The sequence below is a fragment of the Brevibacterium sp. LE-L genome (assembly GCF_050214925.1).
Taxonomy (GTDB): Bacteria; Actinomycetota; Actinomycetes; order Actinomycetales; family Brevibacteriaceae; genus Brevibacterium.
On the sequence record NZ_CP189759.1, the window covers coordinates 207239 to 229908 of the forward strand.

The following is a 22670-nucleotide window of genomic DNA, read 5'->3' on the forward strand; positions in this document are numbered from 1 at the left end:
CCCTGTTGAATGTGAGCAAACACGCACATGTCATGGTTGAAAATCATGCCGTGAAGTAAAATACCTGGTGAGATGCTCTGCGCCGGGTTACTCGGTGGACTGTACGGTAACCTCTCGCGATCGGAGGGTACGAGGCTCAGCACTCTTTCACCCTCTACTAAAGAAGGCGTGCCAGACTGAGGGGCGTCTTTGACCTTTTTCGGACCTCGTCGCCACGCATCGCGGCAGGCTGACTGACCTGGAGGACCTTGGGTGGCTAAGGGACAACACAGAGCCAAGAACATCGGCAGGAATACGAAGAATCTGCTCAACTACCCGCGAGCGGGTGTGAGCGGCTGGACTCGTTTCCTGCCGAGCATTCGCGTACTCGTCGTCGGCGGGCTCAGCCTCGTCATCGCGCTGTGCGTGCTCTTCGCTGTCGGATATGCGGCGACGGACATCCCGGAGCCGAACCTCGAGGCAACCGGTCAGACCTCGACGATCTACTACAGCGATGGCAAGACCCCCATCGGCCAGTACAAGGTCGAAGACCGCAAGTCCGTGGAGTTCGACGAGATCTCCGAGCCGATGCAGAAGGCCGCGATCGCCGCTGAGGACACCTCGTTCTACGAGAACCGCGGCATTTCGATCAAGGGTCTGTCCCGAGCGGTGGTCGGTGTGGCGACGAACAAGTACGCGGGTGGCGGTTCGACGATCACCCAGCAGTACGTGAAGAACTTCTACCTCACGAACGAGCATTCCTTTGATCGCAAGATCAAGGAGATGTTCATCTCGCTCAAGATCGACCAGCAGCAGTCGAAGGACGAGATCCTCACGAACTATCTCAACACCATCTATCTGGGCAGGCGCTCCTACGGCGTCGAGGTGGCTGCACAGAACTACTTCGACAAATCGGCGAAGGACCTCGACGTCAGTGAGTCCGCTCTCTTGGCCGCGATGATTCAGCGTCCCGGTGCTGCCGACCCCTCGGATAATCCCGAGGCCTACGAGGACCGCTTCGACTATGTGGTCAAGAACATGGTCGACGAAGGCTTCATCACCGAAGATCAGGCCGTGAAGGTCAAGTTGCCGAAGGTGGAGAAGCAGAACAAGGAGTCCTCGCTGTCCGGCCAGAAGGGCTACATGTGGGACTTCGTTCGCCGCGAGGCACTGCGGAAGCTCGACATCGATGAAGCCCAGCTCGACCGAGGCGGTTACAACATCGTCACGACCTTCGACAAGGACCGGATGAAGGCGGCCGAACAGGCCATCAAGACACTGCCGCAACAGCAACCTGAGGGTATGCAGGCCGGACTCGTCTCGATCGACCCGGACAACGGTGGAATCGAAGCCTTTTACGGTGGCAAGAACTATCTCGACCAGGCATTCAATGCCTCCACACAGAGCCATGTGCAGGCCGGTTCGACGTTCAAGCCCTTCGCCCTTGTGGCCGGGTTCGAGAACGGTGTGCGCCTGACCGATTCCTACCCCGGTTCCAGCCCGACAACGTTGAACAATGACGGCACGCCCTGGCCGGTGAAGAACTTCGGGAATACGAGCTACGGACCGGTGAGCCTGCTCAAGGCGACCCAGTCCTCGATCAATACAGCCTATGCCGCTCTGAATGTGCAGGTCGGGCCGGACAAAACCGTAGACGTCGCCGAACGTGCGGGACTGAGCCCGAACTGCACGAAGAAGGAGATGAAGGCCGGCAATACGGGCGGCTGCTCGATCGAGCTGACCCCGAACCCGTCGAACGTGCTCGGCACACCGAGTGTCAAGCCCATCGATATGGCTTCGGCGTACGCGACCTTCGCCTCCAACGGTGTCCACCACGAGACCCACTCGATCAAGACGATCCACCAGGGTGCCGAGGACAAGGAAGTGTACAAGGCCGAGACCAAGGGAAAGCGCGTCTTCGACAAGGCCGTCGCTGCGGAGACCTCCTACGCTCTGCAACAGGTCGTCAACGGCGGATCGGGCAGCTACGCCCAGAACCTCGGACGCCCGGCAGCGGGCAAGACCGGTACGACGACAGGGAATACAGCGGCTTGGTTCTCCGGCTACACCCCGAACCTCGCGACCTCGGTCGTGCTCTACCGCGAAGTCGACGGCAAGCAGACGTCGATCGGTGCCTACGGCGGACGCGGTGAAGTCACCGGTGGCTCATTCCCCGTGCAGGTCTGGACCGACTACATGCAGCAGGCGCTCCAGGGCGAGAAGGTCGAACAGTTCCCCGCCCGCGGCGAACTGCCCGACAAGCCGAAGCCGAAGAACACGAACCCGGCTCCGGCTCCGAAGCCCAAGCCCGCACCGGAGGCTCCCTCGGACAACAGTGACGAGGATAAGAGCAAGGAGACCAAGGCTCCGATCGAGACGCCGAAGGACGACGAGGACAAGGACAAGAACAAGGACTCGGATTCCAAGGACGACGAGAAGGGCAGGGAAGAAGGCTCCAAGGACGCCGACGGCAACGATAAGAACGACGGCAATGACGACAAGTCGAAGGACGATAAGCCGGACAATCCTTCAGATGACGATGGCGGAAACGGTTCTGACAAGGGTAGTGATGATGGGAAAGACGACGAACCGCCAATCGAGGTTCCAGTTCCCAAACCGTCAGATGACTGATGAAGGCTAGTACCCTCTAGCCATGCCCTCGAAGCCCAGTACCCGGATCGCCGAGCCTCTGCTCGGCGGTCCGGTCGGCATTCACCTCGGTGTTGCCGGTCGCCGGTTCCGCAGCGCCCAGGCGTACGCCTTCGCAGCAGTCCTCGGTGTCACCACTTTCCTCGCCCTGGCACTGCAGGGGCCGTGTCTGAACTCGGGATACGAACAGCCGGCCGCCTCGGCGAGGATGTGCGCGGGACCCCTCTCAACGGCCTTCGCCGGTGACGTCAATCCCGAAGTGCTCGGCCGCTCGCACGGCGGTGCGGGAGCATTGGCCCCACTCGAGGCCCGCCTGGTTGACCTGCTCCACCTGGTCACGAACGACGTCTCACTGTTCATGGTCGTCGTGCTCCTGCTCAACACCGCCGGGATCGCGGCCCTCGGTGCGGGACTGCTCGTCCTCGCCCGCGAACGCGCCTGGCTGATCGCGGTCTTCGCCTCCCCGCTCATTCTCTTCACCCTCGGCTCCACACTCGACCCGCTCGCCCTAGCCCTGAGCATTTGGGCGATGGTCCTCTTCACAGGCTCTCCGCCGCTGCCTCCGCGCGGCTGGCCGGCCGGCGTGCTGCTGGGCATCGCGGCATTCATCAACCCGCTCGCCCTGCTCGTCCTCCTCGCCCTCGCCGTGGCCGGGCCGCACCCGGCACGGGGACTTCAGCCACGGGACCCGCGGATGATGCTCGCCGCGGCCATGATCACCTCGGCGCTTCTGCTCGTTATCGACCGCACGGCTGTCGACCGGGTCATCCACTGGTACTCCGATGCTGTCGACGGCGGCTCCTTCGCCTCGATTCTGCTCATGGCCGACCTCGGCGACACCGCACTGTGGGCCCCACTGTGGATCATCGCCAGCGGCGGAGTGATCCTCGCCGTGGCCACCGCCCTCCACATGGTGCGACGCACCGGCCTCGACCCGGCCGTGTCCGCGTGCCTGCTCATCGGAGGCTGCCTGCTCCTGGCACCGGGCCTCATGCCCTGGGACAGCCTGTGGCTGCTGCCGTTCGTCGCCCTGTCCATCCGCCGCTGGTGGGTGCTCATCGTCTGGACCCTCGCCGAGGCGGTCTTCGCCGTCGGCATCCGACTCGGCGATGTCTCCGGCTACGAACTCGACGAGGGCCTCGATCCCGCCTTCGTCGCGCTCTTCGCCCTGCTGCGACTCCTCGCCCTCGTCCTCGTCGTCATCATGGCCGGGGAGAACCTCTACCGGCGACGGATCCGCGGCCGCACGGCGACGGCGGGGCCGCCTCGGCGAGGGGAGGAACCTCGACACACGCCTACGGCCGACGCCGACGCAGGGTACGGGGGCCATCAGGACGCAGGCCGTAAGGCAGACCACGCGGACGGACATGACAGCTCGCCGATGCGTCGACTAGACTAGCGAGGTCTGTTCCCATTTCGTGACCAGCACGGAAGCGGCACGGACATGCATATACCCTCCTGCCATGGACCGACCATGGCCGCAAAGACCAGAGGAGGTGGGTGACATATGCGTAAGTACGAGCTCATGCTCATTCTTGACAACGACCTCGAAGAGCGGACGCTGGCTGACACCGTGAACAACCTGATCAAGGTTGTCCCGGCTGAGAACGGCACCGTCGACAACGTGGACATCTGGGGACGTCGTCGCTTCGCGTACGAGATCCAGAAGAAGTCCGAGGGCTACTACGTCGTGGTGGATTTCCACGCCGAGCCTGCAACGACCAAGGAACTCGATCGTCAGCTCGGACTCAACGAGTCCGTTCTGCGCACGAAGATCCTCCGCCCGGACGCCAAGTAAGGCATCTAAGCTACCTCGCTTCAAGGAGCATTCAATGGCAGGCGAAACAGTCATCACGGTCGTCGGGAACCTGACCAGCGATCCCGAACTGCGCTTCACACCCAATGGTGCTGCAGTCGCAAACTTCACCGTGGCCTCGACGCCGCGTATCTTCGACCGTCAGGCCAACGAGTTCAAGGACGGGGAAACCCTGTTCCTGCGCTGCTCGGTATGGCGTGAAATGGGAGAGAACGTCGCCGAATCCCTGCAGCGTGGTACACGGGTCGTCGTTCAGGGCCGTTTGAAGTCCCGGTCCTTCGAAACCAAGGAAGGCGAGAAGCGCACCGTCATGGAGCTGGATGTCGACGAAGTCGGCCCCAGCCTGCGACGCGCCACCGCCCAGGTGACGAAGAACACCCCCGGCGGCGGAGGATTCTCCGGCGGCGGCAACTTCGGCGGAGGCCAGGGCGGAGGCGGCCAGCAGGGCGGCTTCGGCAACCAGCAGTCCTCCGGATGGGGCAACAACCCCCAGCAGGGCGGCCCCCAGGGCAGCCAGCAGGGTGGTCAGCGCCAGGGCGGCTACGGCCAGGGCAACAACGCACCGGGCAACGATCCGTGGGCATCATCGAACCCGCAGAGCGGAAACGGCGGCTGGGGCAACCCGGGCGCCGACGAACCCCCGTTCTGATCCACGTCTGAAGACATTTCGTTAACAGGAGATACTCATGGCCAAGCCAGAGATCCGGAAGCCTATCAAGAAGAAGGCTAATCCGCTCAAGAAGGGCGAAGCGGCGACCATCCACTACAAGGACACCGCTACGCTCCGTAAGTTCATTTCCGACCGCGGCAAGATCCGTGCACGTCGCGTCACCGGTGTGACCGTGCAGGAACAGCGCGTCATCGCAAAGGCTGTCAAGAACGCCCGCGAGATGGCACTTCTGCCCTACTCGAGCTCAGCTCGCTGATCGGAGGGAAAGAAATATGCCTAACCGCAAAGTGATTCTGAACCAGGAAGTCGACGGCCTCGGTGCCGCCGGCGATGTCGTCGAGGTTCGTGCCGGATACGCACGCAACCTGCTGCTGCCCCGTGGCTGGGCTTCGGCCTGGAGCGCCGGCGCCGAGAAGCACATCGAGTCCGTCCGCAAGGCCCGTCAGGCCAAGCAGATCGCCGACCACGATGAGGCTGTCAAGGTCAAGGGCGAACTCGAGTCGTCCACGGCTCGCATCGACATGAAGGCCGGCAAGAACGGTCGCCTCTTCGGCGCCGTCACCCCGGCTCTCGTGGCCGAAGCGCTGCAGACGGCAATCGGGCACGACTTCGATCGTCGCCAGGTCGCTCTGACCGAGCACGTCAAGACCCCGGGCAGCTACAACGCTGTCGTGCGCGTCAACGACGAGATCACCGCGAAGATCAAGTTCGAGGTCATCGGCAAGGCCTGATCGGCCCCATCCGTTGATCCGGACGTGGCGAGAGGGCTGCCCGGTCCGTACCGACCGGCACGACCCTCCCCACACCACCGCCGAGGCGGCACCTGTATTCAGGTGCCGCCTCGGCGCGTCTGTCAGGGTTTGCGGCGTCCGCTGGAGCGTGCGGCGTCGGTTGGAGCAGATCGGCCCTTCAGGCATCGGCCGGATAGGTGACGCGTGCATCCTCATCGAGCACCGCCCCCGCACTCAGCTTCGCCGCATCGATATGGTCATGGCCGAGCACGTGGGCGACCTTGAGCCCACGGCCGAGCAGCTGATCGGCGATGATCCTCCGGTGGCAGCGCCACCACACGGCTTCTGAGCACATGAGCGCACATCGTACGTCCTCACCCCAGTCGACGAGGGTGTCGAGGTCCGTACGGAACTCCTCGGACAGGCAGTGGTCGGCGTAGTTGTGGAAGCTTCTGTTCTGCCACCAAGCGTTGACGTCGAACGGCACCGTGCGGCTGACCGGTCGCCGGCCGGTCAGTCCCTCGAGGCGCCGCAGCTCGATCCCCGCCTCGGCGAGGTCGGTCTCAAGGGTGTCGGCGTTGAACTGGGGATTCCGGTTCGATCCTGGGAGTTTGCGGACGTCGACGACCACCTCGGTGCCGGTGGCCGTGAGGAGATCGATGAACTCGTTCAGTTCACGATTCGAATGCCCGATGGTGAGAAACTCGGATTCCCTTGCCGCGGGGGTCGGGTCGGTCATCGCTTGTCGATGCGGTGAAGTGCGCTGCCCTTGTGCGCGGCGATGTGGTCGGTCTTATCGCTGCGGATCTCGTACTGAGGTTCGTCCGGCGATGCCCGTCGGTTGTGCCCCTTGTACTCGAAATCCGAGGTGTGGACCTTGGTGATCGTACCGGAGACCTCGCCCGCTTCCGAGTTCCATCCCACGTGATCACCGACGTTGAATTCGGATCCCATGCTGCCTCCTCGACCTCAATGGCTGTGTTCCCATCCAAACACGAAGGTCGACGGAAGGGAACCAGGTGTCTCGGGGTCCTCGCTTCCGACCGACCGGCCGGTGTGCAACAGTGGAAGGGTGGCCCGCCGATCACCGGCATGAGCGAACGGAGAGTCCATGAACAGGCTGTTCATCAGCGCTGGCAACCGATTGGTCGCCTCGATCGTCCTCGGTCTCGTCGTCGGCGTCGTCATCGCGCTGGTCGAGGCCGCCGCATTCGCGACACTCGTCGGGATCACCGTTGTCACCACGACCTTCGTCATCCTGGGCACGGCAGTGCTGTGGCCCATGGACGCCGAGGCGACTCAAGCGAATGCGAAGCGCGAGGACTTCCGGCCCATCATCGACGAGGTCGTCGTCACCGTCGCCCAGCTGCTGGGCATCGGCGGCATCGTCGGTCTGCTCATCATGGGAGGATCCGATGCCGGACCCCTGCCGGCAGCGATCGCCCTCCTCGGTGTGTTCATGTCCTGGGCCGGCCTGCAGCTGCTCTACTCCGCCCGGTACGCTTTCCTATACTTCGACGGTGACGAGCCGGCGGGCATCGACTTCAACACGGATGTCCCGCCGAGATATCAGGACTTCCTCTACTTCGGGTTCTCCGTGGGCATGTCCCTCGGAGTGCCCGATACGAGTGTGTCGACCACCGAGATCCGGGCCGTGTTGCTGCGCCACAGCCTCCTGTCCTACATCTTCAACGCCGTCATCCTCGCCACGGCGATCAACCTCGTCGTGGGAGTGTTCATCGACTGAGTCCGAGGGAGGCGTCGGGGAGCTCAGTCAGTGCTGAGATCGGCGATGAGGGCGTCGATGAAGGATTCGCAGGCGGCGATCTGCTCGAGTTCGATGAACTCATCGGGAGCGTGCGCCTGGGCGATGTCTCCGGGCCCGCAGACGACGGTCGGGATGCCCGCGTTCGAGAACAGCCCCGCCTCAGTGCCGTAGGTGACCTTGTCATCGGTGGCGATGCCGCCCCAGTTCGCGGCGAGGTCGACGATGTCGGCACCGGCGGGAGTCTCGCAGCCGGGGGCACCGGCTTCGATGGTGAAGTCGACGCCGGCGGTGTCGTTCTCGGCCGCCATCTGGCGACCCAGGCGCGCGGCTTCGGCGCGGAAACGGGCGATGAGCTCTTCCCGATCGACCGAGCCCAGCGATCTGAACTCGAACTGCACGCTCGCCTCGGCGGGGATCGTATTGACGGCGATGCCGCCGCTGAACGTGTTCGCCGTGACCGAGGTGAACGGCACGACATAGGCCTCGTCGAAGGGTCCCTCGGTGCGGAATTCGGCGGCGACCGCGTGGACGAAGGCGACGAACTCGGAGGCGTAGGCGATGGCGTTGACGCCTTCGGGAGTGAGCGAGGAGTGAGCGGCCACACCGTGGAAGTCGACGCGGAAGACGTTCATCGACTTGTGACCGCGGATGACGCGCATGCTCGTGGGTTCGCCGACGACGCAGCCGCGAGGTGCCAGCTGCGCCTCGGTGATCGCTTCGACGAGGGACACCGCACCGACGCATCCGATCTCTTCGTCATAGGAGAAGGCGAGGTGGATGGGTTCGCGCAGCTTCGCGGCCGCCAGGGTCTCGAGGCGGGAGAGGATGACGCCGACGAAGGACTTCATGTCCGCACTGCCGCGGGCATAGTACTTTCCATCGCGGATCTCGGGTGCGAATGGGACCGATGACCAGTCCTGGCCGTCGACGGGGACGACATCGGTGTGACCGGAGAGGACGACTCCGCCGGTCTTCGTGCCGTCGGCGGCGGGTATGGTGGCGAGCAGGTTGGCCTTCGTGCCCTCGGGATTCGGGATCCGCAGGAAGGTGATGCCGGCGGCTTCGAGGCGGGCTTCGACGTGCTCGATGAGCGGGAGGTTCGAGTCCCGGCTCGTCGTGTCGAACGTGATGAGATCGGTGATCTCGGAGATGGTGGCCTCGGCGGGCTGAGCTGGCACGACTGCTCCTGACGGTCGGATGCTGATGGCGTCGATCCGGTCGTCTCGCTGAGTCTGTGGCGCAGAGCCCGTGCGGTCCCGGCGCAGGACAGCGGTGACCAGACCCCTCTCACTCTACGGGTCGGGCTTCGCCAGCGCGCCACCGGCCCGGTGCCTGGACGTGGAGCACCCCGGCCCGTGCCTGGACGCGGAGCATGCCGGCCCGTCAGCGTCACAACCTCCCGGCAGCCGCACAACCTCTCGCCAGCCGCACAGCCTCCCGTTGCACCGGTGCGTTGTGGCGGTAAGAGTCCGGTGTGGCGGGAACGGTGAGGGATGCTCAGCCCCTGGCAGGGGTGTGTGGGGTGTGCGAGCGAGAGATCTTCAGACTCCAGCGAGGATCAGCAGGGCTTCATTTCGTGTTTCGAGTCCGTCGTCAGGGATTTCGGCCGACAGCTCTTCGCGCATGACCGCTCGCTTCACCGGATCCATCGTCAGCTGAGCCGAGTAGGTGAACAGCATCGACAGCCAATTGTGCCTCGAATACCAGAGATCTTCGGCGAAAACGGATTCGTGCGGCGTGAAACCGGAGGCACGCAGCTGTGTGAGGGCAGGGTGCTCGACAGCGTCGAAGTTGCCCGCGGTCTCTGCCGTGCCCGGGTCCGCTGGCGTGCTCGGGTCCGCAGCAGTCCTCGGATTCGGTGCAGCACCCAGATTCGGTGCAGCACCCAGACTCGCGGTCGTGCCCTCGGCGTGGAAACGAGCGGAGATCGCATCGAGCCGGTCGCGGAACTCACCCTTCGGTTCGATATCGTTCCAGGCCAGGGCCAGTTTTCCCGCGGGTTCGAGCAAGGTGCGGATTCGCGGCAGAGCAGCAATCGAGTCTACCCAGTGGAAGGACTGTCCGAAGCTGATGAGGTCGAACATGCGGCCGTATGCCTCCCAATCCTCGAACGTCGAGATCTCCACTTCGAGGCCCTTGGACCTGGCGACCTGTGCCATCGCGGTGTCCGGTTCGACCGCGAGGATCTCAGCCCCTGCGTCCCTCAGCTGGGTCGCGAGGATGCCGGTTCCCGAACCGACGTCGAGGATGCGCGGGTCGCCCGTGCGAGACTCGGCGGTCGTCCTGGCTGCCTGCATGATCTCCGTGATGAGTGGGGCAGGATACTTCGGCCGGTAGGCGTCGTAGTCTCGGGCCACCTCGCCGAAGGATTCCGCCCGCTCACGATCCTCGAAATACTCCATCCACCGAGCCTAGCGTTCATGGGCGGCTCGGAGCCGCCTCGGCGAGTTGGGGGTTCTGATCAGATACTGATCGACTCGGGCTCGGGGAACTCCGCGAAGCTCAGCTCGTCATCGGTCGGGGCCAACTCGAGATAGCTGGGAATGTCGTCGTCGATGAAGAGCAGGAGCATCGCCCCGGATACACCGGCAGTGAGGACGATGCGATCCGACCAGTCCCCGTCGCCGCCTTGGTCGTTGCGTTTGTCATCGTCGGTGCGATGTCTGGGGCGCATGCCGATGCTCGGGCAGATGCCGCAACCACATTCATTTGTCACCAGCACCTCGCCGAGGCTGTTCTCCCAGGTCCGTCTCCGTTCGGCCGTGATCGGCACCGGCGGGTCCCAGGCGTCTCGCTGCTGAGAAGTGAAGTTCGCGTAGTCCGATTCGTCGGGAGAGGTCGTGGCACAACGGATGATGAACAGCGCGACACTGTGTTCTCGGGCGGTCAAGGGGCGGGCCATGGTGGTACTTTAACCCGATTGACGGCGCGCTGGGAGCTCTTCTCCTACAGGCAGCGGCTCAACCACCCGGTCCAACGGGGCGCTATGTCGGCAACGGGGCGTTGTGCGGTCAACGGTGCCTTATGTGGCCGACGCTCGGACTCCCCGCCGAATTCCCAGGTGAGAATCCGCCTGCGGATGCGGGTTGAGGGCCGTGGTTTCGCTAAAGTCGTTGAGCAGGGGGTAACGATGTCGATCGAGAAGACACCATCCGTTCCGCGCTTCGGTGCGGCAGGTGGAACCGGCGGGCCGGCCGAGCTCACGGCCGAAGACCAGGAGCGCGCTCGCGGGCTGAAGAAGATGCGCACACTCGCGCTCTCGTTGCTCATCCTGGCCACGCTCATCTTCCTGTCCACTCATCTCTTCACCGACAACACCGGTGTCTGGGGTTTCGTCTCCCGCGCCTCGGAAGCCGCGATGATCGGCGCGATCGCCGACTGGTTCGCCGTCACCGCGCTCTTCCGCCACCCCCTCGGCCTGCCGATCCCGCACACCGCGATCATCCCGCGCAAGAAGGACACCCTGGGCGCGAGCCTCTCGGCCTTCGTCGCCGCGAACTTCCTCCACGCCGAGGCGGTGTCGACGAAGATCCGATCCGCCGAGGTGTCTCACCGGGTCGGAGAATGGCTGGCCAAACCGGGCAACCGTGACATCGTCGTCGACCGTGCCGCAGGCGGGCTCGAGTACGTGCTCGCGCGCATCGACGATGACTCGATCGCGGCACTGACCAGGAACGTCATCATTCCCAGGCTCGTGGCGACTCGCAAGACACCGGTGCTGGCACAGCTGCTGCGCCAGATCGTGCTCGACGGAGCCCACCACAAACTCGTCGACCTCATCATCGCCGAGGCGTACACCTGGCTGCGCGACAATCCGCAGGTCATCGACGAGATCGTTCACAACCGGGCACCGTCCTGGGTACCCGATTTCGTCAACGAACAGCTGGCGAACCGGCTCCAGCGTGAGGTGCTCGGCTGGGTCGCCAACGTCCGCGACGACGAATACCACAAAGCCCGGCAGGCCCTCGACGCCTGGCTCGTCGACCTCTCCGACGACCTCGACTCCGAGACCTCGCTGTCACAGCGAGCCGAGGTCATCATCAACGACCTGCTCAGCCAGGACGGGGTCATCGAATCGGTGCTCGAGATCTGGACCTCGCTCAAGGCGCTGCTGCGCGAGGCGATCATCGACAGCGACGGTGAAGTGCGCGCCCGCATCTGGCAGCTCATCGGTGAATTCGCCGACCGGCTGCAGTCCGACTCGGACTTCTCCCGCCGCATCGACGATCGGATCGCGACCACGGCCGGCGACCTCGCCGAGAGTTTCGGCCCCGAAATCGCCAGCGTCATCTCCGACACCATCGAACGGTGGGACGCGAAGGAAGCCGCCGAACGCATCGAACTCTACGTCGGCCGCGACCTCCAGTACATCCGCATCAACGGCACCGTCATCGGCGCCCTCGTCGGACTCCTCATCCACACCGTCATCGTGCTGCTGCCGGGGTGATCTCGGAGCAGGGCGGGTTCTGACGGCGACTTGGACAGAGCTGTCCGATGAACTCAGGGATGCGCGGTTGCCGAGTGCGGCATTGCTGACTCGGTACGTGCTCGGCGTCAGGCGCCGTCGGACTGGTGGACGAGCTGGATGAGATTGCCGACCGTGTCGTCGAGGACGGCCGTGGTGATCGGACCCATCGTGGCGGGCTCCTGAGTGAACGTCACTCCGAGGCTCTTCAGGCGTTCGTACTCGGCCTGGACGTCGTCGACGGCGAACTGATTCATCGGGATCCCATCGGCCACGAGCGCCTCGGTGAAGGGCGCCACCGCGGGGTGCGAATTGGGTTCGAGGACGATCTCGACCCCATCCGGCTCCTCCGGTGAAACCACGGTCAGCCACCGGGGACCGCCCATGTCGATGTCGTGTTTGAGCACGAAGCCGAGCTTGTCGGTGTAGAAGTCCAAGGCCTTCTGCTGATCGGTGACGAAGATGGATGTCCAGTTGATCTTCATGATGATTCCTCTGTGGCGGTGGGTTCCCGGTTCGCGTTCTCGCGTCCGGTTGACGAAATCGCGTCCTGTGGCCAGCGATCGGCGATCGCCGTCAATGGGGTGGGATCGATCTGGTGGAACTTGAATCGACCCTCTTTCCTCGACCTGACCAATCCGGCCGATTCAAGGGTCTCGAGATGCTGTGACACCGCCTGCCTCGACAGGCCGAGGCCATGCTTGGTGGCCAGGCGGGCGCAGATCTCGAACAGCGTCTGTTCGTCTCGGACGCAGAGCTCATCGAGGATCGTGCGCCGCGTCGGATCGGCGATGGCGCGGTAGATGTCAACCACACCGAAAACAATAGGCAAGTCAGCACTTGCCTGTCAATGCGTTCGCTGCTGTCAGTATGCTCGCTGTCGAGGCTGTCGAGGCTGTCGAAGGTGCAGATCCGTATCGGTTTTCCGTTTCCGAAGGTCGGGTTTTCCCGCAGCGGTCGACAGGGTGACTTCATAGTGGCGAGGGCCGTCGGACGAGAGCATGGAGACATGACTTCTTCACAGACCCCTGCACAGCATCTTCCCTCCATCATCACTGCCGGCGGCGTCACCAAGCACTTCAATCAGACCTATGCACTCGCCGGCATCGACCTCACGATCGGACTCGGCGAGTCCCTGGCGATCATGGGGCCCTCCGGTTCGGGCAAGACCACCCTCCTCCACTGTCTGGCCGGCATCATCCATCCCGATGACGGTCGCATCCGCCTCTCGCCGACCGACCGCAGCGCGGCCGCGGACATCACCTCGCTCAAGGAGTCCGGGCGCACCGCCCTGCGCCGCGAAGTCTTCGGCTTCGTCTTCCAGCAGGGACTGCTCCTGCCCGAGCTCACCGCCCTGGACAATGTCGCGCTCGCCGCCATGCTCGCCGGAATGAATCGCTCGGACGCCACCAAGCACGCGCGGGCCTGGCTCGATCGCCTGGGCCTGGCCGAACACGTCACCAAACGCATCGGACAGCTCTCCGGCGGACAGGCCCAGCGAGTGGCGATCGCCCGCGCCCAGGTCACCCAGCCCGTCGTCACGTTCGCCGACGAACCGACCGGCGCCCTCGACTCGCGCACCTCCGCCGAGGTGCTCACCGAGCTGCTCGACTCCACGACGGGCCGGGGGTCCACCCTCGTCGTCGTCACCCACGATGAGAACGTCGCCGCCCGCTGCTCCCGCATCGTCAGGCTCGCCGACGGTCGCATCGTCGCCGACTCCGCGCTACAGGGCACCACCCACCAGGCCCCGGCCCACCAGCCCCGAGTCCAGAACCACGGATGAGGGCACCGATGAATCTCCTTCCCATCCTCCTGTCCCGACAGTCCCTGACCTCGACGACGGCGAAGCTCGTGGGCATCGCCTTCTTCTCCTGCTCGACGATCTTCCTCACCGTCGCCGCCGGTGCCTGGGCGTTCACCGACCGCCCCGAAGTCACCGGATACGCCGAGGTCGCCGGGCTCTACCAACTCCTCGCGGTCCTCGCCACTGTCTTCCTCGTCGTTCCCGCGACCAGCCTCGGAGTCGCCTCGGCGAAGCTCAGCGCTCGCCGCCAGGACGAACGTCTCTCGACGCTGTCCCTGCTCGGCGCGAAACGCAGCACGATCCGGCTCGTCGCCGTCGCCGAACCCTTCATCCCCGCCTCACTGGGCATCCTCGCCGGAATCGGCGGCTACCTGCTCGTCGCCTGGCCGCTGAGGTTCATCTCCTTCGTCGGCGAACCCCTGGGCTATCAGGGCCTGCTAATGCCGATCTGGCTGCTCGCTGCGGTCGTCGCGGGCCTTCTGATCGTCTGCCTGCTCGCTTCGCTCATCGGCCTGCGGAAGATCACGATCTCCCCGCTGGGCGTGCGCACCCGGTCCCTGGCACGGAGGTTCCCCCTGGCCCGCGTCATCGCGACCATCCTGCTCGTCCTCGTCGTGGCCATCGCCACCTACGTCTCGACTCAGATGCGGCTGTCGACGACGGCCACCATCATCTTCAGCATCGCAACGATCGGCATCGCCCTGCTGCTCATCAGCGTCATCGGTGTCCTGTGCATCCGCATCCACGCCGGCATCTCGGCGCGCATCGCCCGAGGTCCCGCCTCGGTGATGGCGGCCGGAATGATCGCCGACGCCCCCGGACAGTACTGGCGTCGGGTCGCCGGGCTGGCGATGATCACTTTCATCGCCGTCGTCGGCGGGGCGGGAACGGCGATGATGCGCGGCGGTCAGGAGGACTTCACCGCCGAGGACCGAGCCGTCATGGGCCCGTACCAATACCTCGGCGACGACATCTTCACCGGGCTCATCCTCACCCTGGTCATCGCCTTCGTCCTCGTCATCGTCTCCGCCACGATCAATCAGGCCGCAGACATCCTCGACCGTGCCACGACCTACCGCGAGCTCCACGCCGCCGGAATGACCCAGCAGATGATGCACCGGGTGACCGTGAACGCGGTGATGTCGCCGATCCTCCTCGTCACCGTCGTCTCCCTGTTCCTCGGTGGGATCCTCGCCTGGCTCATGGCGTCGGTGAGCGACCTCGGCGATCCATTCACCATCGGAGTCGTGACCGCCGTCCTCGTCGGCGGGGTGGCGATGGTGTGGTTGGGTCTGCAGTTCACACGCCCCCTCGTCCGCCGGGTCACCGAGGCGGAGCCCGAGAACCGGGCCCCCGCCGAGGCGGCCGCGCAGGCTTCCCCGACACTGACCCGGGCCTGAGAGGAGATCCCTTGTCCACTTCATTTCGCACCGTTTCCCTCGTGCTCGGGCGTCGGTCGCTGACCTCGCCGACTTCCGTGCTCGTGGCAGCAGCCTTCTTCGCCTGCGCCACACTGTTCCTCACGGTGGCGGCGGGTGCCTGGATGTTCTTCCAGATCCCACCGAACCCGGACCCCGCCGAAGCGGGATTCGACATCATGTACAAGACCCTGGCCGCGTTGGCCACGGCACTGCTGATCATCCCCGCAGCGACTTTGGCCTCGGCTTCGGCCACCCTGTCCGCCCGCCGACAGGACGAACGTCTGTCGACGATGTCGCTGCTCGGAGCCGAACGCAGACAGATCACGGCACTTGCCGTGGCCGAACCTCTCATTCCCGCCCTGGTCGGGATCGTTCTCGGCGTGGTCGGCTATGTGGGTCTGGCGCTGCCGGTCAGCTTCATCCACTTCATGGGCCGGCCCATCGGGTACGAGAACATGCTCATGCCGGCCTGGCTCGTCCTCATAGTGGTGGCCGGACTCGTCCTCGTCTGTGCAGGTTCGGCGCTCATCGGGCTGCGCAAGGTCGCGGTCTCCCCGCTGGGTGTGCGGACGAAGAGCCTGGACCGGAAGTTCCCCGTGGGCCGGGTCGTGGTCACGGTGCTGGCAATCTGTCTGCTGCCGGTCGTGTACGCACTGACCCAGAGCGGCGGCCTCGGCGTGGGAGTCATTCTGGCCGCAGTGGTCGGCTTCTTCGCGCTCGGTCTCATCGTCGTCGACCTCGTCGGCGGACTCCTCGTCCGCTGGTTCGCTCACCTCAGCGGCAATCGCGCGGCCACCCCCGAACGTCTCATCGCCGCCCGTCTCGTCTCCGACGAGCCGAAGAGGTTCTGGCGTCGGGTCTCGGGACTGGCGATGGCCGCCTTCACCGCGGCCGTGTGCGGGTCCGGCGTGGCCCTCATGCAGCTCGGACTCGACACCGCCGAGGACCCGCAGTCAGGGATGAGAGAGAGCGATATCCACCTCTTCCACGACCTCTTCACCGGAGTGCTGCTCGTCATGGGCATCGCGATCGTGCTCATCGCCGTCTCGGCGGTGATCAACCAGGTCGCCGACATCCACGACAGGGCCGACACCTTCTCCGACCTCTTCGCCGCAGGCGTCGACCCCCAGCTCATCCACCGCGCACTCGTGCGGGCCGTCATGGCACCGGCGATCTGGGTGTCGCTGCTGGCCGGAGGGCTCGGTCTGCTGCTCGTGCTGCCCTTGGCCGGGGCGGCGCTCGTGTTCAAACCGGTCACGTTCCTCACGATCCTGCTGACCGTCGTCGTCGGCATCGTCATCATCCGTGCCGGACTGCAGCTGACGAAGCCGATCCTGCACTCCGTGGCCACGGCCGGGCGGGCTCGGGACTGAGAAGTCCGCACCGTCACCGAGGCGGCTCGCCGGGTCACGGTGGGCTGCCTCGGTGACGGTGTCCGGAGGCGCCGGCGGATACGATCATGTCCGTGCCGGAACCTACCATGGTCGGTGTCCGGTCGCAGCGGTGGCCGGGTACAGTTGGAGCGCACCACATGGGGTGGGCGAAGACGAGGCTGTGAGGAAGAGGAACACGATTGAGCAACGACCAGGGCTATGACGGTCTGAGGACCCCGCCGCAGGACGTCGAGGCCGAGCAGAGTGTGCTCGGTGCGATGCTTCTGTCGAAGGACGCCATCGCCGACTGCGTCGAGACGATGAAGGGCGATGACTTCTACAAGCCCGCTCACGAAACCATCTACGAGGCGGTCCTCGACCTCTACTCCCGCGGCGAACCCGCGGACTCGGTGACTGTGGCGAACTACCTGACGAAGACCGGCGACCTCGCCCGCGTCGGCGGTGCCGCCTATCTGCACACTCTCATCTCCTCCGTTCCGACCGCGGCCAACGCCGGCTACTATGCCGCGATCGTCAGCGAACAGGCCGTGCTGCGCCGCCTCGTGGAGGCCGGCACCCGCATTGTGCAGATGGGCTATGACGCCGAAGGCGACACCGACGACGTCGTGAACTCCGCGCAGGCGGAGATCTACAAGGTCACCGAACGTCATACCACCGAGGACTACGTCATCCTCTCCGACATCCTCGGCGAGGTGGCTCAGGAGATCGAGCGCAACGGCAACACCGACGGGCAGACCGCGGGCGTGCCCACCGGCTTCGTCGAATTCGACAACCTCACCAACGGTCTGCACCCGGGCACGATGATCGTCATCGCCGCCCGCCCCGGCGTCGGCAAATCGACGTTGGCGCTCGACTTCATCCGCTCTTCCGCGATCCACAACGATCAGGCCGCTGTGTTCTTCTCACTCGAGATGGGCAAGAACGAACTCGTCATGCGTCTGCTCTCCGCGGAGTCGGAGATTCCGCTGCAGAACCTGCGTCGTGGCGAGCTCAGCCCACACGACTGGACGACCTTGGCCGCGACCGAAGCCCGCATCAACAGTGCCCCGCTGTTCGTCGACGATTCGCCGAACATGGCGCTGACCGAGATCCGCGCGAAATGTCGCCGCCTCAAACAGCAGCACGATCTCAAGATGGTCTGTGTCGACTACCTGCAGCTGATGTCCTCGGGCAAGCGCGTCGAATCCCGTCAGCAGGAGGTCTCGGAGTTCTCCCGGTCGCTGAAGCTGTTGGCCAAGGAGCTCGAGGTTCCTGTCATCGCGCTGTCTCAGCTCAACCGCGGCAGCGAACAGCGCACCGATAAGCGGCCGATGATCTCGGACCTGCGTGAGTCCGGTTCGATCGAGCAGGATGCGGACCTCGTGCTGCTCATCCACCGTGAGGACATGTACGACAAGGAACACGAACGTGCCGGTGAGGCCGACATCATCGTCGCCAAGCACCGTGCCGGTCCGACGATGGACATCCCTGTGGCGTTCCAGGGCGCGAAGTCCCGGTTCGTCAACATGCCGCAGTGATGAGCGGTGCCCGGATGGACAGCGCCGGAAGGAAAGGAATGGCGGCGTGAGGGACCGACGTCGGAATCGGGGCAGCCGGAACCCCCTGAGCATCGTCATCGTCGGCGCCGTCTTCCTCATCGGCACCGGAGTGGTCTTCGCGCTCGGCTACCTGATTCCGTCCGCGCAGCTGCTGACCATCGTCCTCGGGGTCCTCGTCTTCGTCGGAGTCACTTTGGCGATGCGCATGATCATGGGCAGCGCATGGGCGTATTGGTACACCGGTCCGGTCGTCGCAATCGCCCTCATCGGCACGGTGATGCTCGCCGAGGATGTGGCCCTGTCACAGTCGGGCGAAGTCACCGAGGTGGTCGTCGTCGACCACAAGGTCGAGGTGAAGACCCGGCACGACTCGAGTTCGTCCCGGTCTCGGAAGGCCTACACGCACACCTACACCCTCGAGCGCACCGACGGCAGTCCGGTCGCCGAGCCGCTCATCTACCGCGGCAAGGACGGCTTCGATGATTTCGACGAGGGCGATACGATCACGGTCCTCATCGACCCCGAGGGGACGGCACCGACCCAACCGGTCGACGACGTCGACTTGGGCAGCGATATCGGCGTCATCGTCACCGGACTAGTCGCCTCGGGGATCGTGTTCTTCATCTGCGGAATCGTCGTGCTGCTGAGATGGACGCGCTCGCCAGCGCCGCAGATCGTCCGCTGAGGACACGGCACGAGGTGATCGTCTGTGCCTACTATGGCAGGCATGGACACCACCCCCAATGACCTGCTCGTGCTGCTGGCCGTCTCCCGCACGGCGAAGTTCACGACAGCGGCACACCACTTGGGGCTGACCCATTCGACGGTCTCCCGACGCATCGCGGCGTTGGAGAAATCCCTCGGCGGCCGTGTCCTGGCCCGCGCTGACAGCGGGTGGGAGCTCACGGAGCTCGGAGAGCGGGCCGTGGTCGTCGCCGAGCAGATGGAGGCGGCAGTGCTCAGCCTCGGCGAACAGGGACAGGCGCCGGATCCGGTGGCAGGAGTGGTGCGGATGACCGCCACCGACGGCTTCAGTGCCTACGTGGCCTCTCCCGCGGTGGCCAGGCTCCGACGCCGACATCCGGGCCTGAGCGTCGAGATCGTCACCGTCACTCGCCAAGCCCTGCAGCAGAGGTCGGGGCTCGACATCGAAGTCGTCGTCGGCGAACCGCGCGTGCACCGGGCGGAGGCGGTGAAGCTCGGCGACTACGAACTCGGACTGTACGCCGCACGCGACTATCTGGCCGCCCACAGCACTCCCTCCTCGGTGGACGAACTGAGCGAACACCGACTCGTCTACTTCGTCGACTCCATGCTCCAGGTCGACGATCTGGACGCACCGACGCGGCTCTTCCCCTCAATGAAAGATGCCCTGACTTCGACAAACGTCTTCGTCCACGTCGAAGCCACCCGAGCGGGTGCCGGGGTCGGATTCCTGCCGTGCTTCATGGCTGATCGCCATGCGGACCTCGTGCGCCTCTTCCCCGACACGGTGGCCGAACGTCTGCCCTACTGGATGGTGCTGCGCCCCGACTCGCTGCGCAGACCCGCCATCGCCGCGGTCGTGCAGGCCCTGCGCGACCAGACCGTCGCTCACCAAGAGGCGCTCTTGGGTCGGGGCCGAAAGACCGGTGACACGAGGGAGTGAGTCCGGCTCGGGCAGGTGCTCACCGGAACGACCCCCTAGGCTGGGTGGGTGACCGAGGAAGGGAATTCGATGAGACGCACCATGCAGGTCAGCGGCAGCATTGTCATCCGTGCAGAGGCCGACGCCATCTGGGCGCAGGTGGCCGATCCGACGCAGATGCCCCGGTGGAGTCCGGAGAACACCGGTGCCAGCACCCGCGCGGATGCACGCCCGTTGTCGGTGGGCGAGGTCTTCGAAGGCACCAACCGGCGGGGCCGCGCGAGGTGGGTGACCGAGAGTGTTGTCATCGATTCCGTGCCGGGCCGGCGGTTCGCGTTCACGGTGCGCAAGATCGGTCCCCGTTCGCCGTCTCTCGAAGGCAGCAATGCCACGTGGTCCTATGACTTCGAGGACCTCGGCGGAGCGACGCGAGTCACCGAGACCTGGAACGATGATCGCACCGGCTGGCCGGATTGGGTGGCCGCGGTCTTCGATCGTGTGGTCACGCGCGGGCAGTCCTTCTCGGACTTCCAGCGCATCAACATCTACCGCACGCTCACCGCGATGAAGGACGAGTTCGAACAGGGAAGCTGATCGGTCCCGCGCAGCACCGAGGTCCTGCCCGCAGACGGCGACTGGGAATGGGTGGAACGCATCCTGCCGTCGTCGCCCGGCGAATCACTGGTTCTGCGGCGGGAGGGCGGAGACGAGCGGATGGTCCTTGTCGATCACGCCCATGCCGGCAGCCCCGCCCGGGGAGCCGATGTCGTCGAAGAACTCGACATTGGCCTTGTAGTAGCTCGACCACTCCTCGGGCACGTCATCTTCGTAGAAGATCGCCTCCACCGGGCAGACCGGCTCACAGGCTCCGCAGTCGATGCATTCGTCCGGATGGATATAGAGCATCCGTTCGCCTTCGTAGATGCAGTCCACCGGGCACTCATCCACACAGGCACGGTCCTTCACGTCCACACAGGGTTGAGCGATCACATATGTCATACTGGCCACGTTAGGCCCTGCGACTGAACTTCGGCTCAATGCGAAGCGTGCTCTGCCCAGGCGGAGTTGCTCTGGTTCTCGTCAGCGGTTCGTCGGTTCCAGCAGCTCCAGACCAGCCAGATCCCGGCGCAGGGACTGTGCGTCGGTGAAGACGAGACCGATGAATCCGAGCTTCCGTGCGGCTTCGATGTTCGACGGCAGGTCATCGACGAAGACGGTCCGGCTCGGGTCGAGGTCGAACCGCTCGGTGAGCACGTGGAAGATCGCCGGATCGGGTTTGATGAGCTTTTCGCGCCCGGAGACGACGACGTCTTCGAGCTCATTGATGGCCGGTGCCGCTGCAGGGGCATGGTGGAAGGTCTCGGCCGCCCAGTTCGAGAGGCCGAGCAGTCTGGTCCCTGAGTCCTTGAGCTCGGCGACGACCTCGGCCATGCCCTCGACCGGACCGGTCAGGGACTTCTCGAAGCGCTCGTAGTAGAGGGAGATGATCTCGCCGTGGCGAGGGTCCGTCGCAGCGGCCCGCGCGACGATCTCGGCGACCGGAACGCCGGCGTCGGAGGCGGAGTTGAGGGCGGAGAAATCCGCTTCGGCGGCGAAGTCGCGCCATTCTTCGGCGCTCATCCGGTCAGCGAGCGGACCCGACTGGTCCCATCCGATGAGGACGTTGCCGAGATCGAAGACCACGGTCGTCGGAATGGAGGAGTCGGGCTGAGACATGAGGGCACCACCTGTGTGATCGGATTCGCTGAGTCACAACCCACGCTACCGGGTGCGGTGAGTCTCGGTACCGAAGACGGCGGTGAGGCTGCTTCCGGAGGCCGGGGATGAACCGGCAGGAGGGGCCTCGGCGGGTGGCCGGGCGACTACATCAGTCATCGGCTGCGACCGTGCTCCCGGCTGCGCATGATCGCCAGAATCAGGGCGATGACGAGGAAGATCAGCGAGAGTCCCCAGAAGAGGACGGCGAAGTTTGTCAGCGGCGGAATATGCGCCGCGACGTGGCACGCGGTGACGAGGAGCAGCAGGGCGATGATCCAGCTCAGCCGACGTCCTCTTCTCATCATGCCTCCGCCCCCGTCGTGTGTCTGAGCACTCCTGTGATCGTTGCCACGACTGTAGAAGTCGCAACAGTTATATGTCAACGTTCCTTGGCCTATGGTGGGCGCTGGACCGACGGCGCAGCAGCTGAGAGCTCGGTTCCGCACGGACAGACCATGAATTGCACGGACCGGATATGAAGAGCGCGGACCGGGCATGAATAGAGCGAAGCACCGAGGCAGCTGACTGCTTCGGTGCTTCGCTGGTGGAAACCATCCGACCGCGACTGGTGACCGATGAGACGATCACGACGGTGCCGAAAGCGGAGGGTCTCCGATGAATCTCAGAAGTCTCGAGAGAGACCTGTGATGTCTCTGATGAGACTCACAGTGAGTCTCAGAGGCCGCGGACGCGAGTCGCCTGCAGGCCCTTGGAACCCATCTCAGAGTCGAACTCGACGTTCTGACCCTCGGTGAGCTCACGGTAGCCGGAGGCTTCGATCGCGGAGAAGTGGGTGAACACGTCAGCCGAACCGTCGTCAGGCTGGATGAATCCGAAACCCTTTTCCGCGTTGAACCATTTCACGGTACCTGTTGCCATAATCTTTGTATCCTTATTTTTAGCTGATGACCGCTGGTGCGGTCGTGATGGTCGGACCCGTGACCGGGTCCGGCTGTTCACACCTGCAGAGCCTGGAGCTGATCGACAGTGCCGAGCAGCCGTTGGTCTGATGGTGTGACTTCTCGTTGGACGAACCGAGTGTCGTAC

General features: G+C 64.7%; 26 protein-coding genes. 15 read left to right on the forward strand and 11 right to left on the reverse strand.

Features of this window, described 5'->3' with window-relative positions; genetic code table 11:
• Positions 1-252: 252 nt before the first annotated feature.
• From ACQE2J_RS00905 to rplI, 6 genes are all read left to right on the forward strand, one after another.
• Positions 253-2610 carry a transglycosylase domain-containing protein gene (locus ACQE2J_RS00905; protein WP_426936907.1) on the forward strand — a complete coding sequence of 786 codons (2358 nt, stop codon included), beginning with the start codon at positions 253-255 and terminating at the stop codon, positions 2608-2610.
• 22 nt (positions 2611-2632) lie between these two features.
• Positions 2633-4027 carry a hypothetical protein gene (locus tag ACQE2J_RS00910; RefSeq protein WP_426936908.1) on the forward strand — a complete coding sequence of 465 codons (1395 nt, stop codon included), beginning with the start codon at positions 2633-2635 and terminating at the stop codon, positions 4025-4027.
• A gap of 108 nt (positions 4028-4135) precedes the next feature.
• On the forward strand, positions 4136-4426 hold the full coding sequence (gene rpsF / locus ACQE2J_RS00915; protein ID WP_025779601.1) for a 30S ribosomal protein S6: 291 nt from the start codon (positions 4136-4138) through the stop codon (positions 4424-4426).
• 34 nt (positions 4427-4460) lie between these two features.
• A complete protein-coding gene (locus ACQE2J_RS00920) occupies positions 4461-5093 on the forward strand; it encodes a single-stranded DNA-binding protein (protein WP_135537717.1) in 633 nt (210 codons plus the stop codon).
• Between the two features lie 37 nt (positions 5094-5130).
• Entirely contained in the window at positions 5131-5370 is a 240-nt protein-coding gene (gene rpsR / locus ACQE2J_RS00925) for a 30S ribosomal protein S18 (protein ID WP_135537718.1), read from the forward strand.
• 16 nt (positions 5371-5386) lie between these two features.
• A complete protein-coding gene (gene rplI / locus ACQE2J_RS00930; RefSeq protein WP_135537719.1) occupies positions 5387-5845 on the forward strand; it encodes a 50S ribosomal protein L9 in 459 nt (152 codons plus the stop codon).
• Positions 5846-6023: 178 nt separating this feature from the next.
• Here rplI and ACQE2J_RS00935 read toward each other — a convergent pair whose 3' ends face one another.
• Together ACQE2J_RS00935 and ACQE2J_RS00940 are read right to left on the reverse strand one after the other, a co-directional pair.
• Complete coding sequence (locus ACQE2J_RS00935; RefSeq protein WP_135537720.1) at positions 6024-6584, reverse strand: DUF488 family protein; 561 nt, start codon at positions 6582-6584, stop codon at positions 6024-6026.
• On the reverse strand, positions 6581-6799 hold the full coding sequence (locus ACQE2J_RS00940) for a DUF2945 domain-containing protein (RefSeq protein ID WP_135537721.1): 219 nt from the start codon (positions 6797-6799) through the stop codon (positions 6581-6583). Before ACQE2J_RS00940 ends, ACQE2J_RS00935 begins: the two co-directional genes overlap by 4 nt.
• Positions 6800-6956: 157 nt before the next feature.
• Here ACQE2J_RS00940 and ACQE2J_RS00945 point away from each other — a divergent pair, with 157 nt between their 5' ends.
• Positions 6957-7592 carry a DUF1345 domain-containing protein gene (locus ACQE2J_RS00945; RefSeq protein WP_425119087.1) on the forward strand — a complete coding sequence of 212 codons (636 nt, stop codon included), beginning with the start codon at positions 6957-6959 and terminating at the stop codon, positions 7590-7592.
• 23 nt (positions 7593-7615) lie between these two features.
• Here ACQE2J_RS00945 and argE read toward each other — a convergent pair whose 3' ends face one another.
• The 3 genes from argE to ACQE2J_RS00960 form a co-directional block, all read right to left on the reverse strand.
• Positions 7616-8791: an acetylornithine deacetylase gene (argE, locus tag ACQE2J_RS00950; protein ID WP_425119086.1), complete on the reverse strand. Its 1176-nt coding sequence runs from the start codon at positions 8789-8791 to the stop codon at positions 7616-7618.
• A gap of 363 nt (positions 8792-9154) precedes the next feature.
• On the reverse strand, positions 9155-10015 hold the full coding sequence (locus tag ACQE2J_RS00955) for a class I SAM-dependent DNA methyltransferase (RefSeq protein WP_425119085.1): 861 nt from the start codon (positions 10013-10015) through the stop codon (positions 9155-9157).
• A 59-nt stretch (positions 10016-10074) separates the two neighbouring features.
• The gene (locus ACQE2J_RS00960) at positions 10075-10515 is read right to left on the reverse strand and encodes a hypothetical protein (RefSeq protein ID WP_425119084.1); all 441 of its coding nucleotides are present in this window, start codon (positions 10513-10515) and stop codon (positions 10075-10077) included.
• Between the two features lie 228 nt (positions 10516-10743).
• On the opposite strand from ACQE2J_RS00960, the gene ACQE2J_RS00965 reads away from it, so the two are divergent.
• On the forward strand, positions 10744-12060 hold the full coding sequence (locus ACQE2J_RS00965) for a DUF445 domain-containing protein (RefSeq protein WP_135537726.1): 1317 nt from the start codon (positions 10744-10746) through the stop codon (positions 12058-12060).
• 107 nt (positions 12061-12167) lie between these two features.
• On the opposite strand, the gene ACQE2J_RS00970 is transcribed toward ACQE2J_RS00965, so the two are convergent.
• Both ACQE2J_RS00970 and ACQE2J_RS00975 read right to left on the reverse strand, forming a co-directional pair.
• Complete coding sequence (locus ACQE2J_RS00970) at positions 12168-12563, reverse strand: VOC family protein (protein ID WP_425119083.1); 396 nt, start codon at positions 12561-12563, stop codon at positions 12168-12170.
• Positions 12560-12892: an ArsR/SmtB family transcription factor gene (locus ACQE2J_RS00975; protein ID WP_425119082.1), complete on the reverse strand. Its 333-nt coding sequence runs from the start codon at positions 12890-12892 to the stop codon at positions 12560-12562. The genes ACQE2J_RS00970 and ACQE2J_RS00975 overlap by 4 nt, the downstream gene beginning before the upstream one ends.
• A gap of 195 nt (positions 12893-13087) precedes the next feature.
• Between ACQE2J_RS00975 and ACQE2J_RS00980 the strand changes: the two genes are divergently transcribed.
• The 7 genes from ACQE2J_RS00980 to ACQE2J_RS01010 all read left to right on the forward strand — a co-directional run bounded on the left by ACQE2J_RS00980 (position 13088) and on the right by ACQE2J_RS01010 (position 20459).
• Positions 13088-13864, forward strand: coding sequence for an ABC transporter ATP-binding protein (locus ACQE2J_RS00980; protein ID WP_425119081.1), 777 nt, complete (start codon positions 13088-13090; stop codon positions 13862-13864).
• Positions 13865-13872: 8 nt separating this feature from the next.
• Complete coding sequence (locus tag ACQE2J_RS00985; RefSeq protein WP_425119080.1) at positions 13873-15285, forward strand: FtsX-like permease family protein; 1413 nt, start codon at positions 13873-13875, stop codon at positions 15283-15285.
• 11 nt (positions 15286-15296) lie between these two features.
• A complete protein-coding gene (locus ACQE2J_RS00990) occupies positions 15297-16679 on the forward strand; it encodes an FtsX-like permease family protein (RefSeq protein ID WP_425119079.1) in 1383 nt (460 codons plus the stop codon).
• Positions 16680-16879: 200 nt separating this feature from the next.
• Entirely contained in the window at positions 16880-18217 is a 1338-nt protein-coding gene (gene dnaB, locus ACQE2J_RS00995) for a replicative DNA helicase (protein ID WP_135537731.1), read from the forward strand.
• 46 nt (positions 18218-18263) lie between these two features.
• A complete protein-coding gene (locus ACQE2J_RS01000; RefSeq protein WP_425119078.1) occupies positions 18264-18923 on the forward strand; it encodes a hypothetical protein in 660 nt (219 codons plus the stop codon).
• Positions 18924-18965: 42 nt separating this feature from the next.
• On the forward strand, positions 18966-19886 hold the full coding sequence (locus ACQE2J_RS01005) for a LysR family transcriptional regulator (RefSeq protein WP_425119077.1): 921 nt from the start codon (positions 18966-18968) through the stop codon (positions 19884-19886).
• A gap of 69 nt (positions 19887-19955) precedes the next feature.
• Positions 19956-20459, forward strand: a complete 504-nt coding sequence (locus ACQE2J_RS01010; RefSeq protein ID WP_135537734.1) for an SRPBCC family protein — start codon at positions 19956-19958, stop codon at positions 20457-20459.
• Positions 20460-20543: 84 nt separating this feature from the next.
• On the opposite strand, the gene fdxA is transcribed toward ACQE2J_RS01010, so the two are convergent.
• The 4 genes from fdxA to ACQE2J_RS01030 form a co-directional block, all read right to left on the reverse strand.
• Positions 20544-20864 (reverse strand): ferredoxin, encoded by a 321-nt coding sequence (gene fdxA, locus ACQE2J_RS01015; RefSeq protein ID WP_135537735.1) that lies wholly within the window; start codon positions 20862-20864, stop codon positions 20544-20546.
• 81 nt (positions 20865-20945) lie between these two features.
• Complete coding sequence (locus ACQE2J_RS01020; RefSeq protein ID WP_135537736.1) at positions 20946-21581, reverse strand: HAD family hydrolase; 636 nt, start codon at positions 21579-21581, stop codon at positions 20946-20948.
• Positions 21582-21736: 155 nt separating this feature from the next.
• Positions 21737-21928: a hypothetical protein gene (locus ACQE2J_RS01025; protein WP_135537737.1), complete on the reverse strand. Its 192-nt coding sequence runs from the start codon at positions 21926-21928 to the stop codon at positions 21737-21739.
• A gap of 370 nt (positions 21929-22298) precedes the next feature.
• Complete coding sequence (locus ACQE2J_RS01030; RefSeq protein ID WP_062240453.1) at positions 22299-22502, reverse strand: cold-shock protein; 204 nt, start codon at positions 22500-22502, stop codon at positions 22299-22301.
• Between the last annotated feature and the right edge of the window lie 168 nt (positions 22503-22670).